The following is a 26,151-nucleotide window of genomic DNA, read 5'->3' on the forward strand; positions in this document are numbered from 1 at the left end:
GGTCCTACCCCGACTGCCGCCAGCGCCGTTCCAGGGTCGTGAGGTCGTCGGCGTCGACCACCCCGTGTAGGCGCAACCGTGCCATCCCGCCGTCGGGGAACACGTCCAGCCGTACGTGCGTCGCCACCGCGACGTCGTCGAGCGGGAACCGGTGCCGGGTGTCGGGCTGCAGCCGGGTACGCGGGAGCAGGTCGAACCAGGCCGACGAGTCGTCCGGGTCCGCCGTCCGCGCGTCCACCCCGCGCAGCGTCGCCGCGTCCGGTGCGTTGCCCTTGAAGTGCATGGTGTCCAATTCGGCGAGACGGACCCGGCCGGGCGCGACGAGCTGCACGACGACCCAGTCGTTGCCGCCGTCGCGCCGCCGGGCCGTCTCCCAACCGTCGCCCATCACCCTGGCCAGCCCCGGCGCGATGAGCTGGTGCGGTGCCCCGTAGAACCCGTTGCTGCAATCCACCACACGCCCGCCGTGCTCCAGCGCCGCGAGGTCCAGCCGGCCGTCGGGCCACAGGCGCGGATCGGGTACGACCACCCCGTGCACCCGTAGCCGCGCCACGCCGCCGTCGGGGTAGATGGACAGCCGTACGTGGGTGACCCGGCGTTCGGAACTGACCGGGAAGGCGTTGCGGGTGTCCCCGGCCAGCGGCGCGCGGGGGAGCAGCGTCGACCAGTCGGCGCGGGCCAGCTCGGCGGGGCTCGGGTAACCCGCCACGTCACACCCCTCGACGGAGGCGTACGGCGGGTAGTTGCCCGTGAAGTACGCGGTGTCCACCACGATCCCGTGCACGACACCCGGGGTGCCCAGCCGGACGACCGCCCAGTCGTGGCCGGGCTCTCGCCGCCGGCGGGTCTCCCAGCCGTCGTACACCTGGCCCTTGGGGCCGAAGGTGCCCGCGGCGAAGACCGGCGGCTCGGTGGTGACCAGGTTGTCGCGCGCCGCGAAGAACTCGTCGTTGGCGTCGACAACGCCGCCGCCGAGCAGGCGGGAGGCGAGGTCGGGCAGCGCGGTGAAGTCGCTCATTCGTCTCTCCCGTCCAGCAGCCGCCCCCGCGGTGGTCCGCCGGGCGTGACCGGCATGCCGCGTAACCAGGTGGCCCGGACGACGCCGGTGAGAACCTGGCCGGCGTACGGCGTGACCGGGTGCCGGTGATGCAGCACCGTCGGGTCGACGGTGAACGGCGCGTCCGGGTCGAACGCGACCAGGTCGGCGTCGCAGCCGACGGCGATGCGTCCCTTGCGTCGCAACCCCACCAACGCCGCCGGACCCGTCGCCATCCACCGCACCACGTCTTCGAGCGGGTGGCCACGCCGGCGGGCCGCTGTCCACACCACCGGCAGGCCGAGCTGCACCGACGCGATCCCGCCCCACGCCGCCGCGAAGTCACCGGTGTCGCCGCACTTCAGTGCCGGGGAGCAGGGGGAGTGGTCGGAGACCACGCAGTCGACGACGCCCGCCGCGAGCGCCGCCCACAACCGATCCCGGTTGCCGGTCCCGCGGATCGGCGGGCAGCACTTGAACTCGGTCGCCCCGTCCGGTACCTCGTCGGCGGCCAGCGTCAGGTAGTGCGGGCACGTCTCCGCGCTCACCCGGACGCCGGCCGCCCTCGCCTGCTGCAGCAGTGGCAGCGCGTCGGCGGCGGACAGGTGCAGGATGTGCACCCGCCCGCCGGTACGGCGCGCCACGTCGAGCACCGTGCCGATCGCCCGCAGTTCGGCAGCCGGTGGTCGGGAGGCGAGGAAGTCGCCGTAGCGCCGGGAGGCCGGCGCATCGGTGACCTCGGTCGGGTCCTCGGCGTGGACGACGAACGGGGCGTCCACCGCGTCCAGCGCCGCCGCCAGCCCGGCTGGGTCCAACGGCGGGAACTCGGGAACCCCCGAGTCGACCAGGAACGCCTTGAACCCGAACACCCCGGCGGCGTGCAGCGACGGCAGGTCACTGGCGTTGCCGGGCACCGCGCCGCCCCAGAAGCCGACGTCGACGTGGATCTGCCCGGCGGCCGCCGCCCGCTTGACCGCCAGCGCGTCGATGCTGACCGTCGGCGGCAGGGAGTTGAGCGGCATGTCGACGATCGTGGTGACCCCACCGGCCAGTGCCGCCCGGGTGGCGCTGGCGAACCCCTCCCACTCGGTGCGGCCCGGCTCGTTGACGTGCACGTGCGTGTCGACCAGGCCGGGCAGCAGCGCCACATCACCGAGGTCGTGGCCGCCGACCGCGTCGTACTCCTCGATCGCCGCGATCTGTCCGTCACGTACGCACACCGCGGCCGGCCGCGGACCGTCCGGCAGCATCACCCACCGCGACCGCACCACCAGGTCATAGGAGTTCATAGCGTTTCCAGCTGTTCGCGGGGGAAACCGACCTCGGCCGGGTCGAGGGCGCCACAGTCCAGCCCGCGCAGCAGGAAGCCGGCCAGTGCCCGGGCGGTCGCCGGCTCGTCGAGCACCCCGCTCGCGCGGCGTTGCAGGTACGCGGCGAGGCGGTCGGCTGCGGCGGCCGCGCCGTCGCGGAAGAACGCGTACGTCGCCGCGAAGCGGGTCGGCAACTGGGCCGGGTGCAGGTCCCAGCCCTGGTAGAAGCCGGCCGCCAGGGAACGGCGGACCAGCCCCGCGTGCAACCGCCAGGCCGCCTGGACCGCCTCGGTGCCGCCCACCGGCAGCACGTTGGTCGAACCGTCGGAGAGCAGGACGCCGGTGCCGGCCGCCGCCACCTGCATCACCGCCTTCGCGTGGTCGGCCACCGGATGCGCCAGGCTCTGCTGGGCCGCCGCCACACCGCAGGCGGCGCTGTAGTCGTACGTGCCGTAGTGCAGGGCCGACAGCCGCATCCCGCCGGCCGTGATCAGCCGCGCCACGGTCGCGGTGCCGTCGGCGCCGAGCACCGCCGCCGGGATCTCCACCTGCACCTCGAAGCGCAGCGCACCGGCCGGCAACCCGTACGCCCGCTCCAGCCGCTCACACAGCAGCACCATCGCCTCGACCTGCTCCGGTGCGCTGACCTTCGGCAGGGTGACCACGAAGGTGCCCGGCACGGTGGCGAACGCCCCCAGGTACGCCTCCAGGAACGTGTCCAGGGTGCGTACCGCCCGGTGCCGGGTCGCCGCCTCCAGGCTCTTGATCCGCAACCCGACAAATGGCGGCACCGTGCCGTCGCGCAGCGCCGCGACGGCCGACCGCACGGCCGCGTCCTCGGCGTCGTCGTCGCGTACGCCGTACCCGTCCTCGAAGTCGATCCGCAGATCCTCGATCGGCTCCCGCCGCAGCTTGGCGACCACCCGGTCGGACAGTTCGGCCGCGTACGGCAGCGGCGGGTGCTCGGTCAGTGCCCTCAGCGCCGCGGCGCCCCAGTCGTCGACCAGACCCGGCCGGACCCGGTCGGCCGGCACGTACACCGTGTGCACCGGTTGGCGGCGGCGGCCCCGCCCGCCCGGGTAGCGGGCCCGCAGCGCCGCGTCGACCGGCCCGAGCCGTTCGTCGAGTTCGGCGTAGACGCCCTCGGGCAGCTTCCCCATCAGTGGGCCAGTCTGTAGGTCGGCAGGCAGATGTGTTCCGGGCGCACCGGCACCCGGCTCAGCGCCAGTCCGGTCGCCGCCCGGATCGCCGCGACCACCGCCGGGGTGGACGAGATGGTCGGCGGCTCGCCGACCCCGCGCAGACCGTACGGAGCCGTGGGGTCGCCCAGTTCCAGCACGTCAACCGCCATCGGCGGCATGTCGAGGATCGTCGGGATCAGGTAGTCGGTGAACGACGGGTTCCGGACGATCCCGCCGACCACCTGGATCTCCTCCATCAGTGCGAGCCCCAGGCCCTGCGCGGTGCCGCCGTGGATCTGGCCGAGCACCGCCTGCGGGTTGACCGCCTTTCCGACGTCCTGAGCGGTGGCGATCTCCACCACCCGCACCAGGCCCAGTTCGGTGTCGACGTCGACGGTGGCCCGGTGCGCGGCGAAGGCGTACTGGACGTGCGCGTCACCCTGGCCGGTCCGGGGGTCCAGCGGGTACGTCGGCCGGTGCCGCCACACCACCGTCTCCTCGACCGGCTCGTCGCCGATCACCTCGGCAAGGTCGGCGACCACCGCCCCGGAAGCCGTGACCACCTTGCCGCCGGCAAGCCGGAGGTCGGTGGCGGGCAGGCGGGCGAGCAGCCGGTCGCGTACCGCACGGCACGCGGCCCGCACCGCCCCACCGGTCATGTACGTCTGCCGCGACGCCGACGACGATCCGGCACTGCCGACGGCGGTGTCGGCGGTGGCCACGGTGACCCGTTGCACGCCCAGCTCGGTACGGGCGATCTGCGCCTGCACGGTCACCACGCCCTGACCGACCTCGGCGGCGGCGGTGTGCACCAGCACCGCAGGCTCCCCGCCGATCGCCTCCAGTCGGACGCGGGCGGTCGCGTAGTCGTCGTACCCCTCGGAGAAGCACACGTTCTTGATGCCGATGGCGTACCCGACCCCACGCACCACGCCCTCGCCGTGGGTGGTGTTGGCGACCCCGCCCGGCAGCTCGCGGGGATCACCGGTGGCCGGCGGCGGGGCCGGCCGGTCGCGGACCAGCTGCAGCAGGCGGGCCACGGGCGCCGGACCGTCGACGACCTGTCCGGTGGGCATCACCGAGCCGGTCGTCATGGCATTACGAATCCGCAGGTCCACCGGGTCGAGCCCGAGGGCGGCGGCGAGCTTGTCCATCTGCGACTCGTAGGCGAAGCACGCCTGCACCGCCCCGAACCCGCGCATGGCCCCGCACGGCGGGTTGTTGGTGTAGAGGCCGTAGGCGTCCAGCGCCACGTTCGGCACCTCGTACGGACCGATGCCGAGGGTGGCGGCGTTGGCCACCACCGCCGGGGTGGTGGACGTGTACGCCCCGCCGTCGAGCAGGATGCGCGCCCGCACCGAGACCAGCCGTCCGTCGGGGGTGGCGCTGTGTTCGTACCGGAGCCGGGCCGGGTGGCGGTGCACGTGCCCGAAGAAGGACTCCTCGCGGGAGTAGACCATTTTCACCGGGCGGCGGGTGTGCAGGGCCAGCATGCTGGCATGTACCTGCATCGACAGGTCCTCGCGGGCGCCGAACGCGCCGCCCACCCCGGCCAGCGTGATCCGTACCTTGTCGACGGGCAGCCCGAGGCAGGCGGCGACCTGCTTCTGGTCGACGTGCAGCCACTGGGTGGCGACGAACAGGTCGACCCCGCCGTCCTCCGCCGGCACGGCCAGACCCGACTCCGGCCCGAGGAACGCCTGGTCCTGCATGCCGACCTCGTATTCGCCGCGGACCACGACCGGGCCGACGGCGTCCGGGTCGCCGCGCCGGATCGGCAGGTGGCGGGCGATCTGGCCGGCGGTCAGCGCCGCCTCGGCGTCGGCGACCGGGGTCAGGATCTCGTAGCCGACGACGATGCGGGCTGCCGCCCGGCGGGCGGTCTCCGGGTGGTCGGCGGCCACGATCGCCACCGGCTCACCGTGGTAGCGCACCTCGTCGGAGGCGAGCACCGGCTGGTCGGCGACCTCCAGCCCGTAACACGGCACGCCCGGCACGTCGGCGGCGGTGAGCACTGCGTGGACTCCGGGCAGCGCGAGCGCGGCGGTCAGGTCGATGCCGGTGATCCGGGCCCGGGGATGTGGGCTGCGCAGCGTGGTGCCCCACAGCATGTCGTCGGCCCACAGGTCGGAGGAGAAGGCGAACTGGCCGGTGACCTTCAGCGTGCCGTCCGACCGGTGTGGACTGTGCCCCACCCCGCCCTGGACCGGCACGCTCACCCCTTGCTGCACGGTCGTCATGCCACCCTCCTCATCAGCCTGTGATGGGCCTGGCGGGTACGAAGCACCAAGTCATGCTCGTCGGCCGTGCGCAGCTCGCCGCGCTCCACGATCGGCCGTCCGCCGACCAGCAGCAGCTCCAGCGGAGCCGGTGGGCCGAGGACGAGCGCGGCCACCGGATCGTCGATGCCGGCGTGACCCAGCCCGTCGAGCCGCCAGACGGCGAGGTCGGCGAGCTTGCCCACCTCCAGCGAGCCAACCTCACCGGCGCGGCCGAGGCAGCGGGCGCCGCCCATGGTGCCCAAGGCGAGCGCCTCGCGGGCGGTCAGCGCCGCCGGCCCGCCGCGCAGGCGCGCGGCGTACACCGCCTGGCGCAGTTCGGCGCCGAGCTGGTTGGTCTCCTGCGACGCGGCCCCGTCCACTCCCAGGCCCACCGGTACGCCCGCGTTGAGCAGGTCGCGGACCCGGGCGATCCCGGTGCCGAGGCGGGCGTTGGAGCTGGGGCAGTGGGCGACAGCGGTGCCGGTCGCGGCGAGGCGGGCGATGGTGGCGTCGTCGAGGTGCACGCCGTGCGCCAGCCACACGTCGTCGCCGAGCCAGCCGAGTCGTTCGGCGTACTCGCCCGGGGTGCAGCCGTGGGCCTGGAGGCAGTACGCCTGCTCCTCCACCGTCTCGGCGAGGTGGGTGTGCAGCCGGACGCCTGTGCTGCGGGCCAGCGCGGCGGCCTCGGTCATCAGCGTCGAGGTGACGGAGAACGGCGAGCAGGGGGCGACGGCGACCCGGACCATGGCATCGGGTGCGGAGTCGTGGAAACGCGCGACGGCCTCGGCGGTCGCCGCGAGCGCGGCGTCGGTCTTTTCCACGACGTGGTCGGGCGGCAGCCCACCGGCGGAGGCGCCCAGGTCCATCGAGCCGCGGCACGGGTGGAAGCGCAGACCGATCTCACGGGCCGCTTCGACCTGCGCGGCCATCAGGTCGCCGCCGCCGGACGGGTGGACGTAGTGGTGGTCGGTGCTGGTCGTGCAGCCGGACAGGGCGAGCCAGCCCAGACCGGCGCCGGTGGTGTTGGCGACCACGTCGACATCCAGACCGGCCCACACGGGGTAGAGCGCGGTCAGCCAGCCGAAGAGGTCCTCCTGCTGGGCCAATCCGCGCGTGGCCCACTGGTACAGGTGGTGGTGGGTGTTGACCAGGCCCGGGGTGACCAGGCAGCCGGTGGCGTCGACTCGGCGCACCGACCGGTCGACGGGCTGGGCCTCGTCGCCGTGGCGGACGTCAAAGGGACCCGCGCCGACCGCCACGATCCGCCCGGCTTCGCCGACCACCACGTGACCGTCGGCGTACTCGGTGCCGTCGGCGTCGACGGTGGCGACCGCACCGCCCTCGATGATGATCATTCCGCGCCTCCCGCGGGCGGGCCCTGCGGAGGCGTGCGTTGCGCGGGCAGGCCTCCCGCCTGTGCGCCTTCCGCGGGCGCGACTCGCGCGGACCCGGTGGCCAGCCGTACCGCCTCCAGGATCTTCTCGTAGCCGGTGCATCGGCACAGGTTGCCGGCGAGCGCCTCGCGGATGTCCGGATCGGCAGGCCGCGGGTTGCGGGCCAGCAGGTCGTGGACCGCCACGACCAGACCGGGAGTGCAGAATCCACACTGGACGGCACCCGCCTCGATGAAGGCTCGCTGCACCGGGTCGAGCGCGCCGGCGTCGGCAAACAGCCCCTCCCCGGTTCCGGCGGGCAGTCCCGGGTGGACCTCGGCCGGCAGCCCTTCGACGGTGATGACCGTCCGGCCCTGCGCCTGGCCGGCGGCGACCAGGCAGGCGCAGACCGGCAGGCCGTCGAGGTAGACCGTGCAGGAGCCGCACTCGCCCTGCTCGCAGGCGTTCTTGGCGCCGGGCAGGGCGAGCCGCTCCCGCAACACGTGGAGCAGGCTCTCGCCGGGCCACACGTCGTCGGCCTCGTGGCGCTCGCCGTTGACCGTGCAGGTGATTCTCACGAGCGGCCTCCTGGTTCCCCTTGCGATGCCGACAACTGCGCCCAGGCCCAGCCGAGCGTGCGCCGGGCGAGTACGGCCAGCGCCTGTCGGCGGTAGGCGGCGGTGCCGCGCACGTCGTCGATCGGCGCCGCCGCACCGGCCACCAGTTCGCCGAAGCGGCGGACGAGTGGAGCGGGCAGCGAGCCGCGTGAGTGCCACGGCAGTTCGGCGGCGAGCAACTCCTCGGCCTGATGAGCGCGCAGCGGCGTCGGCGCGGCGGACCCGATTCCGGTGCCGACCCGGCGCGTGGCGGGGTGCAGCGCCACCGCGAAGGAGCAGACCGCGATCACCATGGCGTTGCGTGTGCCGATCTTCGCGAACTGCTGCGGTCCGGCGGCCGGTGCGACCAGGAAAGCCGCGATCAGCTCGTCGGGGGCCAGCACGGACCGCTTCGGCCCGGTGAAGAACTCGTCCACCGGCACCGTGCGGGTGCCCCGCACCGATGCCACCTCCACCAGCGCGTCGGTGGCCAGCAGCGGCGGGTGCGCGTCGCCCGCCGGCGACGCCGAGCCGAGGTTGCCGCCGACCGTGCCCCGGTTGCGGATCTGCGGGGAGCCGACCGTGCGCGCTGCCATCGCCAGGCCGGGGAGCACACCACCGAGTTCGTCGATGATCCGCCGATAGCTCACGCCCGCCCCGACGCGCAGCAGGTCACCGTCGTACCCCCACTCGGTCAGCGCGCCCACTCGGGTCAGGTCGAGCAGTGCGGGCGGGCGACGGCGGTCGAAGTTCAGCTCGACCATGACGTCGGTGCCCCCGGCGATCGGGACCGCGTCGGGTCGGGCGGCTTTCGCCGCCAGCGCATCCGACCAGCTGGACGGTTGCAGGAACTCCATCACCCGGCCCCCTCCGGTGCCGGCGCGTCGTCGCGGAGCACCGTGCCCTCGATTAGCCCGTACGGGCGGTCCGTCGCGACGAAGACCTCACCCGGGTTCTCCAGCCCGAACGGCGCCAGGTCGACCAGCAGGTGGTGCTTGTTGGGCAGGGACAGCCGCACCTCGACGATCCCGGCGCACTCACGCAGCACCCGCTCACCCATCGCGTACAGGGTCTGCTGCAGTGCGAGGCTGTACGTCTCGACGAAGCCGCCGACCAGGGCGGCGCGTACCCCGGCATAGGATTCGGCCCAGTCGGCGTCCTGCGCCGCCCGTTCGCCGGCGTGCCGCCAGTGCGCGTTCACCGCAGTGGCGAGGATCCGGTCCTTGGTCGGCGGCAACGTGGTGTACGGGTCCTGCACGAAGCCGGCGAACTCCGAGTCGGTCGAGTTGAGCAGCACCAGCCCGGTCAGCCCGGACACCACCTGGGTCCCGTCGCCGTCGACCGTCACCGACGCGGTACGCACCTCGCCGCCCGCCCGCTGGAACGAGTGCGGACCGAGCCGTTGCCAGGCGTACTCCTCGATGTCCACCCGGGCCCGGGTGATCGCCGGTTGCAACGTCACGAAGTGCCGCGCGAGGAGCAGCCCGAAGTCCTCGATCTGGTCGATGCCGTGGCGCTTGGCGAAGGCGTACACCGTGTTCTTCTGCGAGTCGGTCGGCAGGACGTTGGCGTTGTCGCCGGTCAGGTGGGTGGCGGTGAGGTCACCGGCGAGGCAGGTGCTGACGTTCAGGTCGCGCAACTCGTGGCGCGGCCCGTCGCGGACCACCCGCACGACCCGCGTCTCCGCCTTGCCGTACTGGTTGGCGCCGAGCGCGATGCCCATGGGTGTCAACTCCCTCGGTAGGTCGTGTAGCCGTACGGGCTGAGCAGCAGCGGCACGTGGTGATGGCGGGCCGGATCGTGGACCTGGAAGGCCACCGTGATCTCGGCGAAGAAGGCGTCCGGCCCGAGGTGGGCGCCAACGTCGAACACCAGCCGGTACCCGCCGGCGCCCCAGTGCGGCTCCGCCACCCAGTCGCGCAACCGGCCGTCGGTGTCGGTGTGTCCGTCCGCGACGACGGTCCAGCCCTCGGGTCCGGCCCGCTCCAACCGGACCGATACGCCGGGCGCCGGCTCACCGCGCACCGTGTCGAGCACGTGGGTCGAGATCGCGGCGTACCTCATCCGACGAGCCTCTCCAGCCGCTGCAGGGCGATCTTGCGTAGTTCCCGGCGCACCACCTGCCGCTCGGTGGCGGCGTCGTTGGTCAGCCGGCCACGCGCCGCCGCGAACAATTCCGCGTCGGTGCGTCCACTGGCGAAGATCAGAAAGATGTGGCCGAAGCGCCGCTCGTACGCCCGATTGGCCTCGACCAGTGCGGCCCTCGTCGCCGCGTCGGCGCCGTCCATGCCGGCCTGCTCACGCCGCGACCAGGCCGACTCGCGGTCCGTGCCGGCCACTCGCTCGCCGATCCGCGGGTGCGCCGCGAGCGCCTGCGCGACCTGCTCCCAGGAGAGCCGGAGCAGACCGGCATCGGCCGAGTCCAGCAGAGCGGGTAGATCCCGGTACGGCCGGCCGCCCGCCACCGCGCGGGCCCATTCCGGTACGGCACAACAGGCGAGCAGGTCGCGTTCGGCCAGCGCGGCCGGGGCGCGGTTGAATTCGGCGAAAGCGCCGCCACCTGGGCTGATGACGATCACCTCCCTCTTCCTTGAGGAGCAGTAGAGCAGCGGTGGCGTCCGGGCGACATCGGCTCGAACACCGAATCCGTGGCACGCCCGCCGTACGCTTCTTGTGCGTTCCTACAAGCCGGGCGACCGGTCGGCGCGTACGGGAAGGTCGGCCATGCTGCTGCGCGAGATGTTGGGCATCCCACAGCTGCGGCTGTCGGTGCTGGCCGGCGCCGACGACCTGGACCGGCCGCTCACCCGCCTCTACGTCACCGACCTGCTCGACCCCCGTCGGTACCTGTCCGGCGGCGAGGTCGTGCTGACGGGGTTGATGTGGCGGCGGTCGCCGGCCGACTCGGAGACCTTCGTGGCGGCCTGCGCGGCAGCCGGCGTGGCCGCGATCGGCGCGGGCGACGCGGCGTACGGCTCCGTGCCGGCGGACCTGGTCGAGACGTGCCGGTCCCATCAGATGCCGTTGTTCGAGGTCCCGGTCGAGGTTTCCTTCCGGGACATCCTCGACGAGGTCAACCCGTCGCTGTGGGCGCGGCGGGCCACCGGACTGGCGACCGTGCTGGTCCGGCACCGCGGCCTGGTGGCGGCGATGGCGGCCGGGGCGCGGCTGGGTGACCTGCTGTCGCCGGTCGCCGCCGACCTGGGTGTGGACTGCTGGGTGCTGACTCCGACCGGCCGGATCGTCGCGGGCACCGCGGGCCTGGACGCCACCGCCCGGGCCGAACTGGCCGCGGCGTTCGTCGCGGCCGACCGGCTGCCATTAGCGATCACTGTGGACGGGCGGCCGCTGACCGTGCTCGCCGTGCCGGGCCGGCCCGAGCACCGGTTGGCGTCCTGGCTGCTCGCAGTGACTGCCGGAGCCGCCCGGGCCCCGCTTCCCGACGCCGCCGATGAACTGGTCAGCCTGGTCGCGCTGGCCCGAGCCCAAGCCGACGAGGCGACCAGGGTGGAGCGGCGGCTCGCTGACCGGGTCGGCTCGCTGCTCGACTCCGGCGGTGATCTTGCTGAGCTCCGCGCGCGGCTGTCGTCGTGCGGGCTGTCGCCGAATGCGACGTTCTTCGCTCTGGCCGCGAGCCTGGCCCGGCTGTCGGCGCCCGAGGAGCTGGCCGTGGTTGTGGTCGAGGAGATCCTGCGGCCGTACGCGCCGCAGACCCTGGTCGCCAGGCTGGCCGCCGACCCGGACGGTGTCCTGGCCGTCGTCGCCGTGCCGGCTCAGCTGGCGCCGGCCGTGCTCGACACCGTACGGGCCGAGATCGCGGCGCTGGTGCCGGCGCTGGGGGCCGGCCGGCTCACCGTCGGGATCAGCGGGCCGGCCGCGGGGGCCGTCGCGCTGTCCGGGGCGGTAGAGGAGGCCCGGCACGCCTGGCGCGCGGCGAGCGAGCGGCCGGGTCGGGCGACCGTCGTGTCGGCCGGCGAACTCGCCTCGCACCTGCTGCTGCTGGCCGGCGTGCCTACGGACACCCGGCGGGCGTTCCGTGGCCGGCTGCTCGGCCCGCTCGTCGAGTACGACCGCGTCCACGACGCCCGCCTGGTACAGACGCTGGAGACGTTCCTGGCCTGTTCCGGTTCCTGGAGCCGCTGCGCGGAACTGCTCCACGTGCATGTGAACACACTTCGCTACCGGATCGGCCGGGTCGAGCAGCTCACCGGTCGCGACCTGAGCCGCTTCGAGGACCGGGTCGACTTCTTCCTCGCACTGCGCCTGCCCGGCTAAAACCTGCCCCGATCAGGGGAACCCTGACGTCAGGCAGCATGCTAGCCTCCGCCGATGATGGTGGCCGGGCTTCTCCTCGCCGCCGGCGGCGGGCGCCGCTTCGGCATGCCGAAGGCTCTCGTCCGCCAGGACGGGCAGCTCCTGGTCGACCGGGCGATCGGCGTTCTTCGCGCAGCGCGGTGCGCCCCCGTGGTCGTCGTGCTCGGCGCGGCGGCCGACGATGTCCGGGCTCGGGCGGCCCTCGACGGGGTCGCGGTCGTCGACAATCCTGAGTGGACCACCGGCATGGGCTCGTCCCTGCGGGCCGGACTGGCCGCGCTGGCGGACACCGGCGCCGCCGCGACCGTGGTGACGCTGGTCGACATGCCCGGTGTGACAGCCGCAGCGGTGCGGCGGGTCGCTGCTGGCGCTGGCCCTGCAGAGCTGATCATGGCCGGCTACGACAACGGCCGGTCCGGCCATCCGGTGCTACTCGGACGCGACCACTGGCCCGGCGTCGCGGCCTTGGCCGTGGGTGACACCGGCGCCCGGCCGTACCTGCGAGCGCACACTGCCGCCGTCCGGGTGGTGGTGCCCTGCGCCGACGTGGCCGATGACGACGACCTGGATCTGGCACCCCATGCGTGACGTGCTGGAAGAGTTGCTGCGCTGGTGGCGGGACGGGCAGCCGGTGGGGATGGCGACGGTGACCGGCACCTGGCGCAGCGCGCCGAGGCCGCCCGGCGCGACCATGCTGGTCGGTCCGGACGGCACCGCCGTCGGCAGCGTCTCCGGTGGTTGCGTCGAGGCGGCCGTCTACGAGCTGTGTCAGGAGGTGATCCGGTCCGGGGAGCCACGCGTGGAGCGGTACGGCGTCAGCGACGACGACGCGTTCGCCGTCGGGTTGACGTGTGGCGGCGTCATCGACCTGTACGTCGAACGGGTCGACCCGGACCGGTTCCCGGACCTGCCGGAGGTGGCGGCGGCGATCGCCGCGCAGCGCCCCGTGGCGACGGTGACCTGCGTGACGGGCCCGCCGGAAAGCCTCGGCCGGCGGATGGTGATCGGGCCGGAAGAGTGCCGGAGCACGCTCGGTTCGCAACGGCTCGACGCGGCGGTCACCGACGACGGGCGGGGCATGTTGGCCGCGGGCAGGACCGGCCTGCTGCACTACGGTGTTGACGGTCAACGGCGGGGCAGTGGGCTGTCCGTGCTGGTGAACTCGTTCGCGCCTAAGGCGCGGATGATCGTGTTCGGGGCGATCGACTTCGCCGCCGCGGTGGCCCGCGTAGGCGCCTTCCTCGGCTACCGGGTGTCCGTCTGCGACGCACGGTCGGTATTCGCCACCGCCCGCCGGTTTCCCGACGCCGACGAGGTGGTCGTCGACTGGCCGCACCGGTACCTGGCGACCGAGGCCGAGGCCGGCCGGATCGACGAGCGCACCGTCGTCTGCGTGCTCACCCACGATCCCAAGTTCGACGTCCCGGTGCTCCGGCTCGCGCTGGACCTGCCGCTGGCGTACGTCGGCGCGATGGGCTCCCGGCGTACCCACGACGTGCGGATGACCCAGCTGCGCCAGGCCGGCGTGCCGGAGGCGGCGCTGGCCAAGCTCGCCTCGCCGATCGGGCTGGACCTGGGCGGGCGTACGCCCGAGGAGACCGCGGTCAGCATCGCCGCCGAGATCGTCGCGGCCCGGTGGGGCGGCGACGGCGCCCGGCTGTCCAAGACCACCGGCCGCATCCATCACTGACGTCTGCTCAACGGGCCATCGCCAGGGCGAGTTGGCGCCAGGACGAAATGCCAGAGACAGTCCTTGCACATTGCTGGTCTTCGTTTGATCGTGTTGGTCCGTGCCGAGGAGTCGCTGTGGAGGGCCGCTCTGGATTCGGAGGTGTTTGATGGGGTCGGACGATCGGGCGCTGGTCCGATGGGTCACCTGGCCAGCCGGGGTAATCGCCGCGGTTGCCTGGGGCGTTGGTCGCTTTGCGTCCAACGCCTTTCTTGACCTCATCTTCGTCGCAGCACTCGCTTGGTTGGGCGGTTGGTTGTTGAGCGACTTTGCTTGCCGTTATCTCGCTCGGCGGGGAGAGCTGTCGCGGTGGGATGAAGACGAGTGAGTGGTCGACAGGCCGCCCATCATCAGGCGATGATCGTGGCTGCAGACCTGGCCGCCAGCGCCATGGTCGGCGTGACTCACCATGATTGCTGGACGAGTCAGCTGACGGACCTACCCGAGCAGCGCCGCCGCCGCGGCCAGGGTGGCCAGCGACAGCGTCGTGGTCACCACCACCGCCCGGTTGGCCACCGCCTCGCCGACGCCGTACTCCTGGCCGAAGATGAACGTGTTCTGCGCTGTCGGCAGGCCCGCGCACACCACCACGGCGAGCAACTGCGGCGCGGACAGGTGCAAGGCCAGCCCGGCCGCGTACGCGATGACCGGCTGTGCGACGAGCTTCAGCGCGGTGATCACGGCCAGCTCGGCCAGCTCGGCCGGCTCTGCCCGCGGCGGCGCCGTGCGGTGCAGCGACGCGCCGAGCGCGACCAGGGCGGCCGGAACCGCGGCGCCCGACAGCAGGGTGAGCGACGCGCCGGCCGCAGACGGCAGATGCAGGCCGGCAGCCGAGCACGCGACACCGAGCAGCGACGCCAGGATCACAGGGTTGCGTACCGGCAGGGAGGCGATACGGCGGACCCGTACCCGCCCGGCCGGGTCGCTGTGCCGGTCCAGGGCGACCACGATCACGGGCGTCACCACCAGCACCTGCAGCAGCACCACCTCCGCCAGGAACGACACGTTGCCGAGAACCTGCGTTGCGATCGGGATGCCGAGGTTCGCCGAGTTTACGTACCCGGCGGCCATGCCCCAGATCGGCCGTTCGCCGGGCGTGCGACCGAACAGCCAGCTCGCGCCGACCCAGCCGAACCCGACGACCGCGGCCGTGCTCACCAAAGGCGAGCAGCGACCGGCCGGCGAACCCGGAAAGCGGCATTCGGGACAGGGCTAGAAACAGGGCGGACGGCATCCAAGATGGAACACGAACCGGCCGAGCACCGACGCCACCGCCTCGCCCAGCAGGCCCCAACGACAGGCCGCGTAGCCGACCGCGGTAAGGATCCAGATCGGTACGAACGCCGACACCAAGCTCATACGGGCGTCACCGGCGGGCGGGCGTCGCGCCGGCTCAGGTACTGGCGGGCGTCCGGGGCGTACGAGTCGAGGAACCCGGCGACAAGCTCCACCTGTGCGAGGATGTCATCGACCTGCCGCAGGGTGAGCCCGGTTCCGTGACACTCCACCGCGCTTTCGCCGGTCTTCAGAGACACCGACGCGTCCAAGGTGCGTACCAAGCCGCCGGGCAGCCGGGAGTTGTCCACGTGTACGTCGATCGGGAAGCCACGCGTTCAGCCTCGCATCCCGTCCGGACCGAGCAAACATCCCGCTCATCCGCAGCTTCACATGGTCATCCCTAACGTGCACATCTGCCGCTGGTCGGGCGCCCGCCTCTGCATCTCGATCAGGACCGCGCGGCGCCGGCCTTGAAGCTTCGCAGCTGTTCGACCTTGCGTTCGGCATCCTGGCGCAAGTACGAGCCGAGCGCCGAGAGAGCCATGGCCCCGGCTTCGTCACCGAGGCGGAGGACGGGAGCGTAAAGCGGGAAGCCTCCCCGTTCGTCGATCTGCACGCAGTCGACTGACTGGATCGCGCTCCATGGTGTGACCTGGTCACGGCTGTCGAAGCCGCGGACCCGGACACCCTCTGCGTCGATGACCACGCTGAGTCGAACAGCACGCCAGATCCCGGTCAGGCCGCTCGTGACGAGCACGCATCCCAGCACGATGCCGAACCAGTCACGCTCGGCCACTACGTCCCCCGAGGTGAAGTAGGTGACGCCCAGCAGGGTCCACACAGTGAAGATCACGACCAGGATCGGGATCTGGATGCGGGGCCTGACGACGATGCGGCTCATGGCGCGACATGCTACGGAGGGACTTCCGGCCAACGGTGTAGTCCCGTCTGACCGTGACGTCGCGTCGTCCGATCAACAGCCGCAGTCAAGATCGGGCGCACGGACGGCCGCGATCAGCTCCCTGCGAAGCGTGACAGGCTGCTCAACACCTGCAGCGCCTGTGTTTCGGGGTGGTGGCCGCCGGTCGGGGCCATGCCGGGTGTGGGCGAAGCGGACCTGGCTGTACTTTTTGCCACCTCGGCATTTGCAGTGGCACGGTTGCCGTCGCATTACTAGGCTCCCGGGACGGAATTCCGACACCTCCGGCCGCCTTGTGCGTCAGATTCAGGTACCCAGTCGGTACTGTGGGTCTCCATCGAGAGAGCCCACAGTCGCGGTTGTCAGGAGTCGCCATGCCATCGGATGGTCCTACGTCGACCAAGGCTCTCGAAGACCTCAAGGACCATTTCCGGGCGCTCTGCTCCACGCTTGGCGCGCTCGACCCGGTCCAGATCGCTGCCCGTACGGCCGGTGGTGTCATCCCGGAGACGGTGATGAAGATGCTCTCCGGTCCGGCCCTGCCGGCCTGGGAATACTGGCTGCAGGTCACCGAGGCCCTCGGTGGTGATGTGCAGGTGATCGAGAAGTTGTGGGTCGCCGCCGTCAAGGAGGAGGGCAGTTTCGAGCTCGGTCAGACTGGATCGGGCGACACGACGGCCGGGGAGCGCGCCATCGCGATCCCGAGTGATCCCGCGGACCTCCAGGCGCGGGGCCGGCAGCTGCGTCGCCGCGCGGACGCCGAGCGCGAGCACCACGATGAGATCGTCCGTGGCATGCGCTCGGTCGAGGGCGAGGTCGACCGCGTCTCGGCCCTGATCGTGGCCCTGCGCAAGAAGGCCGACGAGGACCGGCTGGCGCAGCGGATCACCGAGCTGGAGTCCGAGCGCCGCCGGCTACGCCGGGACATCAAACGCTTGAAGGGTGAGCTCTTCGTCGTCAGCACCGAACGCGAGCGGATCGCCACCGAGCTTGCGGAGGTGAATCACCGGCTGGTCGAGTTCCAGTTCGAACGGGCTCAGTACGAGGAGCGGCTCAAGCACCAAGCCGAGCTGCAACTGCGCGACACCCAGGAGGAACTCCGCAAACTCGACGAGATCTGGGGCGCCCAAATGAAGCGGCTGACCGACGAGCTTTCCGCGACCCGGGAGAAGGCGGCGCGGGAGGCCGTCGAGTTGCGGCAGTCACTGTCTGAGGCGAGCAGGGACAGGGCGAGCTTCCAGCATGCGAACCAGCAACTGCGGGCCGAGAACAGGGCGTACGGCGCTTCCCTGGACACCGCTTACAAGCAGATCGATCAGGTTTACCGCCGGTGGTGGGTTCGCCTCCTCGTGCCACGGCAGGTGTCAGGCCCGGGCGGCCCTGTCCGGTCCTGAGGGCGTGGCGAGGTGCGACGGCAGCTCCGTAGCGTCGTCCAGCAGAGCCGTCGTTAACTGGGCGGCGGTGAGACCGTCGACGTCCGGTGGGGTCAGCAGAGCGCCGTGCAGCCGGGCGTCCTCGAGGATCGTGCCCTCTAGTCGTGCCGCCACGAGACTCGCCCGATCCAGCCGTGCCCCGGCAAGAGCAGCCCAGCTCAGATCGGCGGCGGTCAGGAACGCGTCCTCGAGATTGCTGTTTACCAGCAGCGCCTCCGTCAGGTCGGCCGTCAGGAACGATGCGCCGCGCAGGTCGGCTCCACTGAGGTCGGCTCGCTTGAGGCAGGAGTTGTCGAAGCGCGTCCGCGGCAGATGCCCGCCGGACATCGCCGCGCCGCGGAGATCGGAGCCCGACAGATCGAGGGTGTGGGTCTCCGGCCTCCGGGGTCTGCGGCACAGCACGGTCAGGGCCGACTGAACGTCGACTGCGGGTGGCGTGGGCGACCCGCTGTCCGCTGACTCGCCCTCCAGCCGTGCGGCGTGCCGGCGGACGAAGGTGGCCAGGACCTCGACGACCGTCCAGTGGTCGTGCGGGGACTCGGCCATCAGGCGTTCCAGGGCGTAGATCCCGCCGACTCGCTCCATCGGTTCTGCCGAGCCGAGCTGCGTCACCGCCTTGCCGTACCGATCTGCCCACTGACCGCGTCGGGTGAGGAAGAAGGTGCGCGCGGTGAAGGCCAGCCCGGCGGTCGCCACTATGCCGGCGACGGCCACTAGGAGCATCTGACGTGTCGCGTTAAGGGAGGCTGGAATGTCCTTGCCGAACACACCGGTCAGCGGCGTCAGCCATCGAGCCACCGGGCCGATGAGAAGGACCAGGACGCCGAGCGCGGCGAATGCCGAGAAGGCCAGCAAGAGGAGCGGCCAGCGTCGGTGGATCGCGCTGGCGCGGGACAGCCGCCGTTCCACCATGTCCATGCCCGAAGCCAAACGGCGCCGCCGAGAACGCATGGCTTATGATGGCACGCGGATCGTGGTTGTCAGCTCGGCCGGGCGATCCTCTGGCGGATTGAAATCTCCCGCTTTGATGGAGTTCCTTGAAAAGGATCTGCTCGTCGGCGCTCCCGGCGGGCACTGGCCGCTGCCGTCCGTACGGTCGGTGCTGGCCGCCGCCACAGGCGCCTCGCCTACCGACTCGGGCCCCGATATGGTGAGCCACCCCCGCTGTCGTCTACGTTTCCTGGTGTGCGCGCATCAGCCCGGATCGGGGTCACTGGCGACGAGGATCCGGCCTTTCACTCCGGCCTCCATCTGGCGGTGAGCCTCGGCGGCCGCCGTTAGCGGGTAGGTGCCGTTGATTCGCGAGATGAGCCGGTTGGTGGCCAGCAGGTCGTTGACAACGGCGGCCGCCTCCGCCAGGTCCGCGGCCGAGGCGTTGCTGATGACGAACCCCCTGATGCTGGCGTCACGCGTGTACAGCGCGCCCATCGGCAGCACCGGCCGGGCCGCCATCCCGGCCAGCGCGATAATCCGTCCACCCCGCTTGAGCAGCGGTACGGCAAGGTCCAGGTCGTGGCGTCCCGAGTTGTCCCACCACAGGTCGAATCCCTCCGGCGCGGCCTCCGCCAGCAGAGCCGGTAAGGCCTGGTCGCGGTAGTCAATCAGCACATCCGCGCCGCACCGGCGGCACCAGTCGAAGTCCTCTGGCACCGCCGTGGCGATGACGCGAGCACCCGCCGCCACCGCAAGCTGTACGGCCGCACTCCCGACCCCACCCGCCGCCCCGGCGACGAGGACCGTCTCACCGGGCCGCAGGGAGCCGGTCCGGAACAGGCCGAGGTAGGCGGTCGCCGCGGTGTGCAGTACGGAGACGGCGGTCGCCGGGTCGGCCTGCGCCGGCAGGCGGTAGAGACGTTCCCGAGGCACCACGGCGAACTCCGCGAATGACCCTTGACGCCCCTGGTGCCCCAGGCTGTTGCACCAGACCTTTGCTCCGATCGCGAGGTCGTCCACCCCCTCGCCGGTCCGTACCACGGTGCCGACCAGGTCGCGACCGATCACGAACGGGAACGGCGTCTGTGTCCTGTACCCGCCGGAGCGTACGAACGTGTCGACGTGGTTGACCGCCATCAGCGCCGTCCTCACCAGAACGTCGGTGGGGCCTGGAACCGGCACCGGAAGGTGGCCGATCCGGATGCGTTCCGGGCCCCCGAGTTCGGTGAGGTACGCCGCCAGCATCATGTCAGGCAGACCCACCGACGGTCTCCTTTCCCACCGGGCCGGCCGGGCCCTGGCGCACGGCGGCGTACCCCGCACTCCAGGAATCGACGAGCCGACGCTCCTTTCAGGAGGTCGGGCCCGTTCTAGAGCCACCGCGGCAGTTCGGGGGCGGGCTGACCGCCTGAGCCGGTGACGCCGTCGGCCGCTCGGCCGGACAGGTACGCCGCGAGGCCGGCGACGGTGCCGGTCAGGAGTATGGGTTCCCCGGTGCCGGTGCCGGTGCCGGTGCCGGTGCCGGTGACGGTGACGGCCCACGTGCACTTCTGGTCCCTGGCCGCAAGCATGAGCGCGGGACCGCCGCCGCCGGAACGCTTGGCGGCGATGTCGTCTATCAGGGCGGCGAGGAAATCGGACGGTAGATCGTCGAAGCCCACTCCGGCGCCGAGGTCGGCCGCGTGGACCATGACCTCGCGGGCGCGCATCCAGGGGATCTCTTCGGCAGGGACCATGCGGCCCTGGGCGGTCCGGACCCGGTGGGTCCACTGCTTTTCGTTCAGCTCGGCGAGCCGTGCGTCGAGGGCCGCGGCGGCCTGCGCGGCCCAGACACGCAACTCGGCCGTCGGCCGCCTGGTGCCGGCCTCGATGTCGGCGTCACGCTGCTCTGGAGAGGAGTACATCGGCGTTTCCTCGCCGGTGCGCGCCCAGCGTGTCAGGTTGACCAGCGCGTCGGCGTTGGCGGCGACGTGGGCCAGCAGATGCTTGCCGGTCCAGCCATCGAGCGCGGTCGGCTGGTCAAGCTCATCATCGGGCAGGGCGGCCAGGGCATCGAAGAAGATTTTGGTGCCCTGGGCCATCCATCGCAGGCTGTCGACGTGGGTGCGATCAGCGACCATTAGAGATCAACTCCGTGACAGCTTTTGCTTCGGAACGCCCCAGACCGGTGATCTCGGTGGTCAGAACGCTGCCGTCGGTAAGGTACCGGGCCGGCTTTCGGGCATGGCCCACCCCGCCAGGCGTACCGGAGGCGATGACGTCGCCCGGCTTGAGGGTGACGATCGTGGAGATGTACCGCACCAGGGCGACGGGGTCGAACACGAGGTTCGAGGTGTCGGACTGCTGCACCACCTCACCATCGACAAATCCGGTGAGGGTGAGCGAAGGTCGGGTGCCGCCGGGCAGTTCGTCGGGGGTAACCAAATAGGGGCCGAAGGGGGTGCTGTTCTCCCAGGTCTTGCCCTGCAGCCACAGCTGGGAGCGGTACTGCCAGTCGCGCATGGTGACGTCGTTGAGGACGGCGAACCCGGCGATGGCCCCGCCTGCCTCGGCCTCGGTGGCGCGGCGCACGGTCTTGCCGATGACGACGGCGAGTTCGGCCTCCCAGTCGACCTGCTCGGACTCCGGCGCGAGCTGGATCTCGTCGTACGCCCCGATGAGCGCCTCCGGGTACTTGGCGAACAACGTCGGGTACTGCGGCAGCTCCCGCCCCATCTCCAGGATGTGGTTGCGGTAGTTCAGCCCAACGCAGATGATTTTTCCGGGGCGGGGCACGACCGGCGCGTAGCCGAACGCCTTGACCGTGTCCCCGGCACGGGCGGCGCGTTCGGCCCAGTCCGGCTCGGCCAGCAGTTCACCGACGTCGGCAAGGCCGAGGTCGATCAGCGTCTCCCCGTCCACGCGCACGGCCTGAGTCGCGCCGTCGCGGGTGCGGATAGTGGCGAGCTTCATTCCTGTCCTTCCGTTTGGAAGCTGTCCGGCTGCAGCGCCTCGAACATCGGGCTGTCGCTGAACCGGAAGAGATCGAGGGCAGCCGATTCGGAGTCGGACGCCGAGGCCTCGGACCTGACCGAGAGGGGTCGCCAGCACGAGCGCCTCGATCGACATCGCCTACCACGATGCACTTGCCTTACCCCTGCGAGCACACGTGCGGCCCATGCCGGCCGCACGTGTGCTCGAGCGCCATGGCCCGCCAGGCGGTCAGCCCTCGACCGGGGTGAGGGGACAGGGAACGGCGCCGTCCGCGGTGACGGTGACGGTCAGCCGGCCGATGCGGTCGATCTCGAGCGTGACGGTGTCGCCATCGGCGAGCGGGCTGACGCCCGCGGGAGTGCCTGTGGAGATAACGTCCCCAGGTAGGAGCGTGGTGACGGTCGAGGCGAACGCGACGAACCGGGCGACGTCCCAGATGAGCTCGGCGGTGTTGCTCTTCTGCCGCACTGTGCCGTTCGTCCACAGCGTGAAGCCGACGTCCGTCGGATCGCCGAGTTCGTCCGGTGTCACGATCCACGGGCCGACGGGGGTGAAGGTGTCGAACGACTTGCGCATCGACCGGTCCTCGCCGCCGCGCATCGTGACGTCAATCAGGCCGGTGTAGCCGAACACGTGGCCGAGCGCCTCGTCCGGGCGGACGTGGCGTGCCGGCGCTCCGATCACCACGGCGAACTCGGCCTCGTGGTCGATGCGCCGGTCGGTGTACGGCAGCCGCACCTGCCCGCCGGGGCCCAGCATTGAGGTAGGTGCTTTGAGGAAGAAGCCCATGGCGTTGATGTCGCCCTTGAGGCGCATCTCGGCCTTGTGGTCCCGGTAGTTCACCGGTGCGGCGACGATCTTGCCGGGATCGGGGAGCGGCGCCTGCAAGGTCACGTCGGCCAGCGGACGCGGGCTGCGTGCCGGGAACTCGTGCCGGATCCGGGCGAGCAGTGCGGGCGCGGCCGCGAGCCGGCGCATCCGGCTGGTTCCCGGAGCAGCGGCGATCGGGCCGTCGACCGGGCGGTCGATCAGGTCGGAGACGTCGACGACGCCCGTCTCGGTGACGACACCGACGCGGTCGTCGTCGAAGGTGGCGAGCCGCATGGCGGACCTCCTGGGTCGGGGATGGCGATCTCAGTGGGTCGAGGTGAGTGCGCGGTGCCTGGTTTCCGGCGCGAACGCCAGTGCCGCGGTCGAGATCAGGGACAGCGCGCCCGCGTAGAGGCCGAGCCGGATCGGGGAACCGCCACCGGCGAGGAGGGCGGTTCCGATCAGCGGGGCGAAGCCGCCGCCCAGCACGCCGGCGAGGACGAACGCGCCGGACGCCCCGCTGTAACGCACCCGGGTGGGGAAGAACTCCGCGAGCCACGCGCCGACGAGGGCGAAGATGAGCGTGAACGGGATCATGGTGACGCAGAAGCCGACGCCCACGAGGAGCGCGTTGCCGGTCTCGAGCAGCGCGAACGCGGGCACGACGCAGATCGCGACGCCGGCGGCGCCGATGAGCATGGGGATGCGCCGCCCGAAACGTTCGGCGATCAGAGCCGCCGGGGGGACGAGCACCATGTGCGTGAAGGCCGTCGCACAGGCCACGAGGATCATCTGAGCCTGCGGGATTCCCTGCGCGGAGGATCCGTAGGAGACGCTGAACGCGGTGATCAGGTACCAGGTCGCCAGCCCGCCGACGGGGGCGGCCACGCCGATCGCGAACCGGCCGGGGAACTCGCGGAGCACGGTGACGACGGGGAAGCGGACGAGCTGCCGGTTCTGCGCCGCCTGCTCGAAGACCGGCGACTCGGCGACCTTGAACCGGACCCACAGGCCGACGGCGACCATCACGACGCTGATCAGGAACGGGATGCGCCAGCCCCACGCGACGAACTGCGCACGGTCCATGACGCCGGTGACGGCGGCAACGACGAGGCTCGCGAGCACGAAGCCGAGTGGCGGCCCGATCTGCGGGACGGACCCGAAGATCGCGCGCCTGCCGGGCGGGGCGTGCTCGGTGGCGAGGAGCACCGCGCCGCCCCACTCCCCGCCCAGCGCGAGGCCCTGCAGGATCCGTAGGACGACGAGGAGCACCGGGGCCAGCACGCCCACGCCGGCGTAGGTCGGCAGTAGCCCGATGGCGACGGTGGCGCCGCCCATCATCAGCAGACAGATCAGCAGCGAGCGACGGCGTCCCACGCGGTCGCCGATCGTGCTGAACAGGATCGACCCGATCGGCCGTGCGACGAACGCGACGGCGAACGTCGCGAAGGCGGCCATGGTGGAGGCCGTGCTGCTCGCCGAGGGGAAGAACAACGGGCCGAGGACGATCGAAGCGAGGATGCTGTAGACGGCGAAGTCGTAGTACTCGATGGTCGTGCCGATCAGGCTGGCGGCGGCGACCCGACGGCTCGCGGCCGGGTCGGCCGGGACGTCGGCGGCAGCCGGGGGAGCGGGGGACACGGCGGGGGGCACTGCGGGAACGGCGCTGGACATGATCTCTCCTTCGAGACGTCAGCGGGGGTCAGGCGGTCTGGTAGAGCCAGTCGATGTCGCTGTAGTCGTCGTGCGGGCGGGCGGAGAGCAGCCGGTTGCGGACGGTGGCGCCCATCCCGGCGAGGTGGATCAGCTCGCCGAACAGGCGGGCGGTGTGCTGAACCCGAGAGGCGCGGTCCACGCGCTCGTGGAGGTAGCGGGCGAGTGCGGCGTCGACGTCCGCCTCGGCCTCTAGGGCCGTACCGAGGGCGACGGCGTCCTCGATGGCCTGGCAGGCGCCCTGGGCGACGTACTGCAGCATCGGATGGGCCGCGTCGCCGAGGAGCGCGATCCGTCCGTGTACCCAGTTCCGTACGGGCTCGCGGTCGAGCATCTGCCAGCGTCGGCTGCGGTCGATGAGCGCGGCCGCGGTCCGCACGGGGGCGCAGGCCTCGGCGAACCGTTCGTCGAGCTCGGCAGGATCGCCCCAACGGTCGTGATCGGGGGTGTAGCGGTCACTTTCGAATGCGGCCACCTGGTTGTACAGCTCCCCGCGGCGGATCGGATACTGCACCAGGTGCATCCGGGGTCCAGCCCACAGCAGCACGTCCTCGCCGCCGGCGATCCCGGCGACGTCGTCGAACGGGAGGGTGCCGCGGTAGGCGACGTAGCGGGCGCCGACCGGCTCGCCGTCCGCGACAATGCCCGCACGCACGACGGAGCGCAGCCCGTCCGCGCCGACGAGGAGGTCGGCCCGGAACTCCTCGCCCGGCGCCGTGCGGACCACCACTCCCCGGTCGTCCTGGTCGACGCCGGTGACCTCGGTTCCGCTGCACAGCTCGATGTCGTCGTGCTGCTTGGCCTCGTCGAGCAGCATCGCGAGGAGGTCGCTGCGGTGCATCACCACGTACGGCGCGTCGTAGCGTCTGCGGAAGTCGCCGCCGAGGTCGAGGGCGGTGACGAGGTCGCCGGTCAGCGCGTCCAGCATCACGAGCCGGCGCGGGTAGAAGGCGTAGTCGTCGATCTCGCGGTCGAGGCCAAGGCAGCGCAGGGCGCGGACCGCGTTCGGTGCGAGCTGCAGCCCGGCCCCCACCTCGCCGAACTCCCCGGCGCGTTCGAGCACGCGGACCCGGGCGGCGGCACCGCTGCGCCGCACGGCGAGCGCGGTGGCGAGGCCGCCGATCCCGCCGCCGGCGATCACGACCTCTCCGAGGCGCACCATGTCACACCTCCGTTCCCGGGATCTCCTCGCGGAGCATCCCGAGGGCCCGCAGGGCCGGGCGGTTGCTGTAGGCGAACAGGACGACGTCCTCGGTCGCCGAGCCGTTGACGAACCGGTGCGGCGCCCAACCGGGCACGGCGATCACGTCGTGGGGGGCGAAATCGAACCGTTCGTCGCCGATCTCGACGTGCCCCTGCCCGCGAACCACCTGCAGGATCGTGCTCGCAGTGGTGCGCCGGGGCCTGCCGCCGAAGCGCGGGCGCAGCCTGCTGACCTTGCAGTCGATCGTGGGGAGGACGGAACCGCCGGTCCAGGGGTTGGTGTACTCCAGGACGACGCCCTCGGACTCGCTGCCCTCGGCGTCGTCGGCGATCGCGGCGAACGCGCGCTCGGTCTCGCGCCAGGGATAGTTGCCGACGGGGGAGGCGGGCCCGGCGGCCTGCTCCCAGGCCGGGTTCAGCCTGCCGTGGATGAACCGGCGGCTGGACAGGTCGTCCGGCACCGTCGACTTCTGCGAGCGGTCGCCGAACAGCTCGAAGAAGCCCGCCTCGAACGCATTGGTGATCGGGAAGTCGAGGCCGTCGAGCCAGATCATCGGCCGGTCGCCCGCGTGATAATGGTCGTGCCAGTGCCAACCCGGCGTCATCAGCAGGTCGCCCGGGTGCATGTGCACTCGCTCGCCGTTCACCGTGGTGTACGCGGCGTCACCCTCGATGATGAAACGGAAGGCGTTGGCGGTGTGTCGGTGCGCCTGCGCCGTCTCGCCCGGCATGATGATCTGGAGGCCGGCGAACAGGCTGTTCACGGTGGCCGGCGGGTCCTGCAGCCCCGGGTTGATCAGCATCAGCACCCGGCGCTCGGCGTCCTCAAGGGACAGCGCGTCGGCGAAGTGCATCATGTGTGGCCGCAGCGCCGCGTACTCCCAGCGGTGCGGGCGGGCGGCGCTGCGTGGCTCGGGGAGGAACAGCTCCCCGAAGTACCGCCAGAGTGGGGCGACGGCGAGGGCGTCCAGCTCCTCGTACGCCTTCTCCGATGTGTTCATGGTCATGATCAGCCCCTTTCGTCGCCAATGCTCAGTACACTGACCACATAGATGCTCAGTACACTGAGCATCTTGGGGCAAGAGGCTA

25 protein-coding genes are annotated in these 26,151 nt (G+C 71.7%); 4 read left to right on the top strand and 21 right to left on the bottom strand.

What is annotated here, in order from left to right; translation table 11 throughout:
* Window positions 1-4 precede the first annotated feature (4 nt).
* From alc to uraD, 10 genes are read right to left on the bottom strand one after another with little or no spacing between them, the layout of a single operon-like run.
* The gene (gene alc / locus GKC29_RS15095) at window positions 5-1,018 is read right to left on the bottom strand and encodes an allantoicase (RefSeq protein WP_155331440.1); all 1,014 of its coding nucleotides are present in this window, start codon (window positions 1,016-1,018) and stop codon (window positions 5-7) included.
* The gene (gene allB, locus GKC29_RS15100; RefSeq protein ID WP_155331441.1) at window positions 1,015-2,325 is read right to left on the bottom strand and encodes an allantoinase AllB; all 1,311 of its coding nucleotides are present in this window, start codon (window positions 2,323-2,325) and stop codon (window positions 1,015-1,017) included. The genes alc and allB overlap by 4 nt, the downstream gene beginning before the upstream one ends.
* Window positions 2,322-3,506, bottom strand: coding sequence for an aldolase/citrate lyase family protein (locus GKC29_RS15105; protein ID WP_155331442.1), 1,185 nt, complete (start codon window positions 3,504-3,506; stop codon window positions 2,322-2,324). Before GKC29_RS15105 ends, allB begins: the two co-directional genes overlap by 4 nt.
* Window positions 3,506-5,767 (bottom strand): xanthine dehydrogenase subunit D, encoded by a 2,262-nt coding sequence (gene pucD / locus GKC29_RS15110; protein ID WP_155331443.1) that lies wholly within the window; start codon window positions 5,765-5,767, stop codon window positions 3,506-3,508. The genes GKC29_RS15105 and pucD overlap by 1 nt, the downstream gene beginning before the upstream one ends.
* Entirely contained in the window at window positions 5,764-7,143 is a 1,380-nt protein-coding gene (locus tag GKC29_RS15115) for an 8-oxoguanine deaminase (RefSeq protein WP_155331444.1), read from the bottom strand. The genes pucD and GKC29_RS15115 overlap by 4 nt, the downstream gene beginning before the upstream one ends.
* Complete coding sequence (locus GKC29_RS15120) at window positions 7,140-7,739, bottom strand: (2Fe-2S)-binding protein (RefSeq protein WP_155331445.1); 600 nt, start codon at window positions 7,737-7,739, stop codon at window positions 7,140-7,142. Before GKC29_RS15120 ends, GKC29_RS15115 begins: the two co-directional genes overlap by 4 nt.
* Window positions 7,736-8,614 (bottom strand): xanthine dehydrogenase family protein subunit M, encoded by an 879-nt coding sequence (locus GKC29_RS15125; protein ID WP_155331446.1) that lies wholly within the window; start codon window positions 8,612-8,614, stop codon window positions 7,736-7,738. Before GKC29_RS15125 ends, GKC29_RS15120 begins: the two co-directional genes overlap by 4 nt.
* Window positions 8,614-9,480, bottom strand: coding sequence for a factor-independent urate hydroxylase (gene pucL, locus GKC29_RS15130; protein ID WP_155331447.1), 867 nt, complete (start codon window positions 9,478-9,480; stop codon window positions 8,614-8,616). The genes GKC29_RS15125 and pucL overlap by 1 nt, the downstream gene beginning before the upstream one ends.
* 5 nt (window positions 9,481-9,485) lie before the next feature.
* Window positions 9,486-9,821, bottom strand: a complete 336-nt coding sequence (gene uraH / locus GKC29_RS15135; protein ID WP_155331448.1) for a hydroxyisourate hydrolase — start codon at window positions 9,819-9,821, stop codon at window positions 9,486-9,488.
* A complete protein-coding gene (uraD, locus tag GKC29_RS15140) occupies window positions 9,818-10,336 on the bottom strand; it encodes a 2-oxo-4-hydroxy-4-carboxy-5-ureidoimidazoline decarboxylase (protein ID WP_230688617.1) in 519 nt (172 codons plus the stop codon). Before uraD ends, uraH begins: the two co-directional genes overlap by 4 nt.
* 94 nt (window positions 10,337-10,430) lie before the next feature.
* Here uraD and GKC29_RS15145 point away from each other — a divergent pair, with 94 nt between their 5' ends.
* From GKC29_RS15145 to GKC29_RS15155, 3 genes are read left to right on the top strand one after another with little or no spacing between them, the layout of a single operon-like run.
* Entirely contained in the window at window positions 10,431-12,032 is a 1,602-nt protein-coding gene (locus GKC29_RS15145; RefSeq protein WP_230688618.1) for a PucR family transcriptional regulator, read from the top strand.
* A 54-nt stretch (window positions 12,033-12,086) separates the two neighbouring features.
* Window positions 12,087-12,659, top strand: coding sequence for an NTP transferase domain-containing protein (locus GKC29_RS15150; RefSeq protein WP_155331449.1), 573 nt, complete (start codon window positions 12,087-12,089; stop codon window positions 12,657-12,659).
* Entirely contained in the window at window positions 12,625-13,761 is a 1,137-nt protein-coding gene (locus GKC29_RS15155; protein WP_370463252.1) for an XdhC family protein, read from the top strand. The genes GKC29_RS15150 and GKC29_RS15155 overlap by 35 nt, the downstream gene beginning before the upstream one ends.
* 477 nt (window positions 13,762-14,238) lie before the next feature.
* On the opposite strand, the gene GKC29_RS15160 is transcribed toward GKC29_RS15155, so the two are convergent.
* From GKC29_RS15160 to GKC29_RS15170, 3 genes are all read right to left on the bottom strand, one after another.
* A complete protein-coding gene (locus tag GKC29_RS15160) occupies window positions 14,239-14,958 on the bottom strand; it encodes an AEC family transporter (RefSeq protein ID WP_230688619.1) in 720 nt (239 codons plus the stop codon).
* A gap of 197 nt (window positions 14,959-15,155) precedes the next feature.
* Window positions 15,156-15,335, bottom strand: a complete 180-nt coding sequence (locus GKC29_RS15165; RefSeq protein ID WP_155331450.1) for a hypothetical protein — start codon at window positions 15,333-15,335, stop codon at window positions 15,156-15,158.
* Between the two features lie 191 nt (window positions 15,336-15,526).
* A complete protein-coding gene (locus tag GKC29_RS15170) occupies window positions 15,527-15,979 on the bottom strand; it encodes a PH domain-containing protein (RefSeq protein WP_155331451.1) in 453 nt (150 codons plus the stop codon).
* 392 nt (window positions 15,980-16,371) lie between these two features.
* Between GKC29_RS15170 and GKC29_RS15175 the strand changes: the two genes are divergently transcribed.
* The gene (locus tag GKC29_RS15175; RefSeq protein WP_155331452.1) at window positions 16,372-17,391 is read left to right on the top strand and encodes a hypothetical protein; all 1,020 of its coding nucleotides are present in this window, start codon (window positions 16,372-16,374) and stop codon (window positions 17,389-17,391) included.
* Here GKC29_RS15175 and GKC29_RS15180 read toward each other — a convergent pair.
* The 8 genes from GKC29_RS15180 to GKC29_RS15220 form a co-directional block, all read right to left on the bottom strand.
* Entirely contained in the window at window positions 17,362-18,348 is a 987-nt protein-coding gene (locus GKC29_RS15180; RefSeq protein ID WP_196255613.1) for a pentapeptide repeat-containing protein, read from the bottom strand. The genes GKC29_RS15175 and GKC29_RS15180 overlap by 30 nt on opposite strands.
* Before the next feature lie 276 nt (window positions 18,349-18,624).
* Window positions 18,625-19,626, bottom strand: coding sequence for an NADPH:quinone reductase (locus GKC29_RS15185; RefSeq protein ID WP_230688620.1), 1,002 nt, complete (start codon window positions 19,624-19,626; stop codon window positions 18,625-18,627).
* 107 nt (window positions 19,627-19,733) lie between these two features.
* Window positions 19,734-20,444, bottom strand: coding sequence for a maleylpyruvate isomerase family mycothiol-dependent enzyme (locus GKC29_RS15190; protein WP_155331454.1), 711 nt, complete (start codon window positions 20,442-20,444; stop codon window positions 19,734-19,736).
* A 28-nt stretch (window positions 20,445-20,472) separates the two neighbouring features.
* Entirely contained in the window at window positions 20,473-21,471 is a 999-nt protein-coding gene (locus GKC29_RS15195) for a fumarylacetoacetate hydrolase family protein (protein WP_230688621.1), read from the bottom strand.
* A gap of 93 nt (window positions 21,472-21,564) precedes the next feature.
* A complete protein-coding gene (locus GKC29_RS15205) occupies window positions 21,565-22,440 on the bottom strand; it encodes a fumarylacetoacetate hydrolase family protein (protein ID WP_230688622.1) in 876 nt (291 codons plus the stop codon).
* A 30-nt stretch (window positions 22,441-22,470) separates the two neighbouring features.
* Complete coding sequence (locus tag GKC29_RS15210) at window positions 22,471-23,820, bottom strand: MFS transporter (protein ID WP_155331456.1); 1,350 nt, start codon at window positions 23,818-23,820, stop codon at window positions 22,471-22,473.
* Window positions 23,821-23,848: 28 nt separating this feature from the next.
* A complete protein-coding gene (locus tag GKC29_RS15215) occupies window positions 23,849-25,021 on the bottom strand; it encodes an FAD-dependent monooxygenase (RefSeq protein ID WP_155331457.1) in 1,173 nt (390 codons plus the stop codon).
* A 1-nt stretch (window position 25,022) separates the two neighbouring features.
* Entirely contained in the window at window positions 25,023-26,069 is a 1,047-nt protein-coding gene (locus GKC29_RS15220) for a cupin domain-containing protein (RefSeq protein WP_196255614.1), read from the bottom strand.
* Between the last annotated feature and the right edge of the window lie 82 nt (window positions 26,070-26,151).

Source organism: Micromonospora sp. WMMC415 (assembly GCF_009707425.1).
Taxonomy (GTDB): Bacteria; Actinomycetota; Actinomycetes; order Mycobacteriales; family Micromonosporaceae; genus Micromonospora.

Bases quoted from the DNA above. Each gene is read 5' to 3' on its own strand.
- GKC29_RS15210 (WP_155331456.1), bottom strand. From the start codon at position 23,820: ATGTCCAGCGCCGTTCCCGCAGTGCCCCCCGCCGTGTCCCCCGCTCCC.
- pucL (WP_155331447.1), bottom strand. From the start codon at position 9,480: ATGGGCATCGCGCTCGGCGCCAACCAGTACGGCAAGGCGGAGACGCGG.
- GKC29_RS15195 (WP_230688621.1), bottom strand. From the start codon at position 21,471: ATGTCGATCGAGGCGCTCGTGCTGGCGACCCCTCTCGGTCAGGTCCGA.
- GKC29_RS15215 (WP_155331457.1), bottom strand. From the start codon at position 25,021: ATGGTGCGCCTCGGAGAGGTCGTGATCGCCGGCGGCGGGATCGGCGGC.
- alc (WP_155331440.1), bottom strand. From the start codon at position 1,018: ATGAGCGACTTCACCGCGCTGCCCGACCTCGCCTCCCGCCTGCTCGGC.
- GKC29_RS15205 (WP_230688622.1), bottom strand. From the start codon at position 22,440: ATGCGGCTCGCCACCTTCGACGACGACCGCGTCGGTGTCGTCACCGAG.
- uraH (WP_155331448.1), bottom strand. From the start codon at position 9,821: ATGAGGTACGCCGCGATCTCGACCCACGTGCTCGACACGGTGCGCGGT.
- GKC29_RS15220 (WP_196255614.1), bottom strand. From the start codon at position 26,069: ATGACCATGAACACATCGGAGAAGGCGTACGAGGAGCTGGACGCCCTC.
- GKC29_RS15125 (WP_155331446.1), bottom strand. From the start codon at position 8,614: ATGGAGTTCCTGCAACCGTCCAGCTGGTCGGATGCGCTGGCGGCGAAA.
- GKC29_RS15105 (WP_155331442.1), bottom strand. From the start codon at position 3,506: ATGGGGAAGCTGCCCGAGGGCGTCTACGCCGAACTCGACGAACGGCTC.
- GKC29_RS15150 (WP_155331449.1), top strand. From the start codon at position 12,087: ATGATGGTGGCCGGGCTTCTCCTCGCCGCCGGCGGCGGGCGCCGCTTC.
- GKC29_RS15175 (WP_155331452.1), top strand. From the start codon at position 16,372: ATGCCATCGGATGGTCCTACGTCGACCAAGGCTCTCGAAGACCTCAAG.
- GKC29_RS15180 (WP_196255613.1), bottom strand. From the start codon at position 18,348: ATGGACATGGTGGAACGGCGGCTGTCCCGCGCCAGCGCGATCCACCGA.
- GKC29_RS15115 (WP_155331444.1), bottom strand. From the start codon at position 7,143: ATGATCATCATCGAGGGCGGTGCGGTCGCCACCGTCGACGCCGACGGC.
- GKC29_RS15190 (WP_155331454.1), bottom strand. From the start codon at position 20,444: ATGGCCCAGGGCACCAAAATCTTCTTCGATGCCCTGGCCGCCCTGCCC.
- GKC29_RS15170 (WP_155331451.1), bottom strand. From the start codon at position 15,979: ATGAGCCGCATCGTCGTCAGGCCCCGCATCCAGATCCCGATCCTGGTC.
- pucD (WP_155331443.1), bottom strand. From the start codon at position 5,767: ATGACGACCGTGCAGCAAGGGGTGAGCGTGCCGGTCCAGGGCGGGGTG.
- GKC29_RS15155 (WP_370463252.1), top strand. From the start codon at position 12,625: ATGACGACGACCTGGATCTGGCACCCCATGCGTGACGTGCTGGAAGAG.
- allB (WP_155331441.1), bottom strand. From the start codon at position 2,325: ATGAACTCCTATGACCTGGTGGTGCGGTCGCGGTGGGTGATGCTGCCG.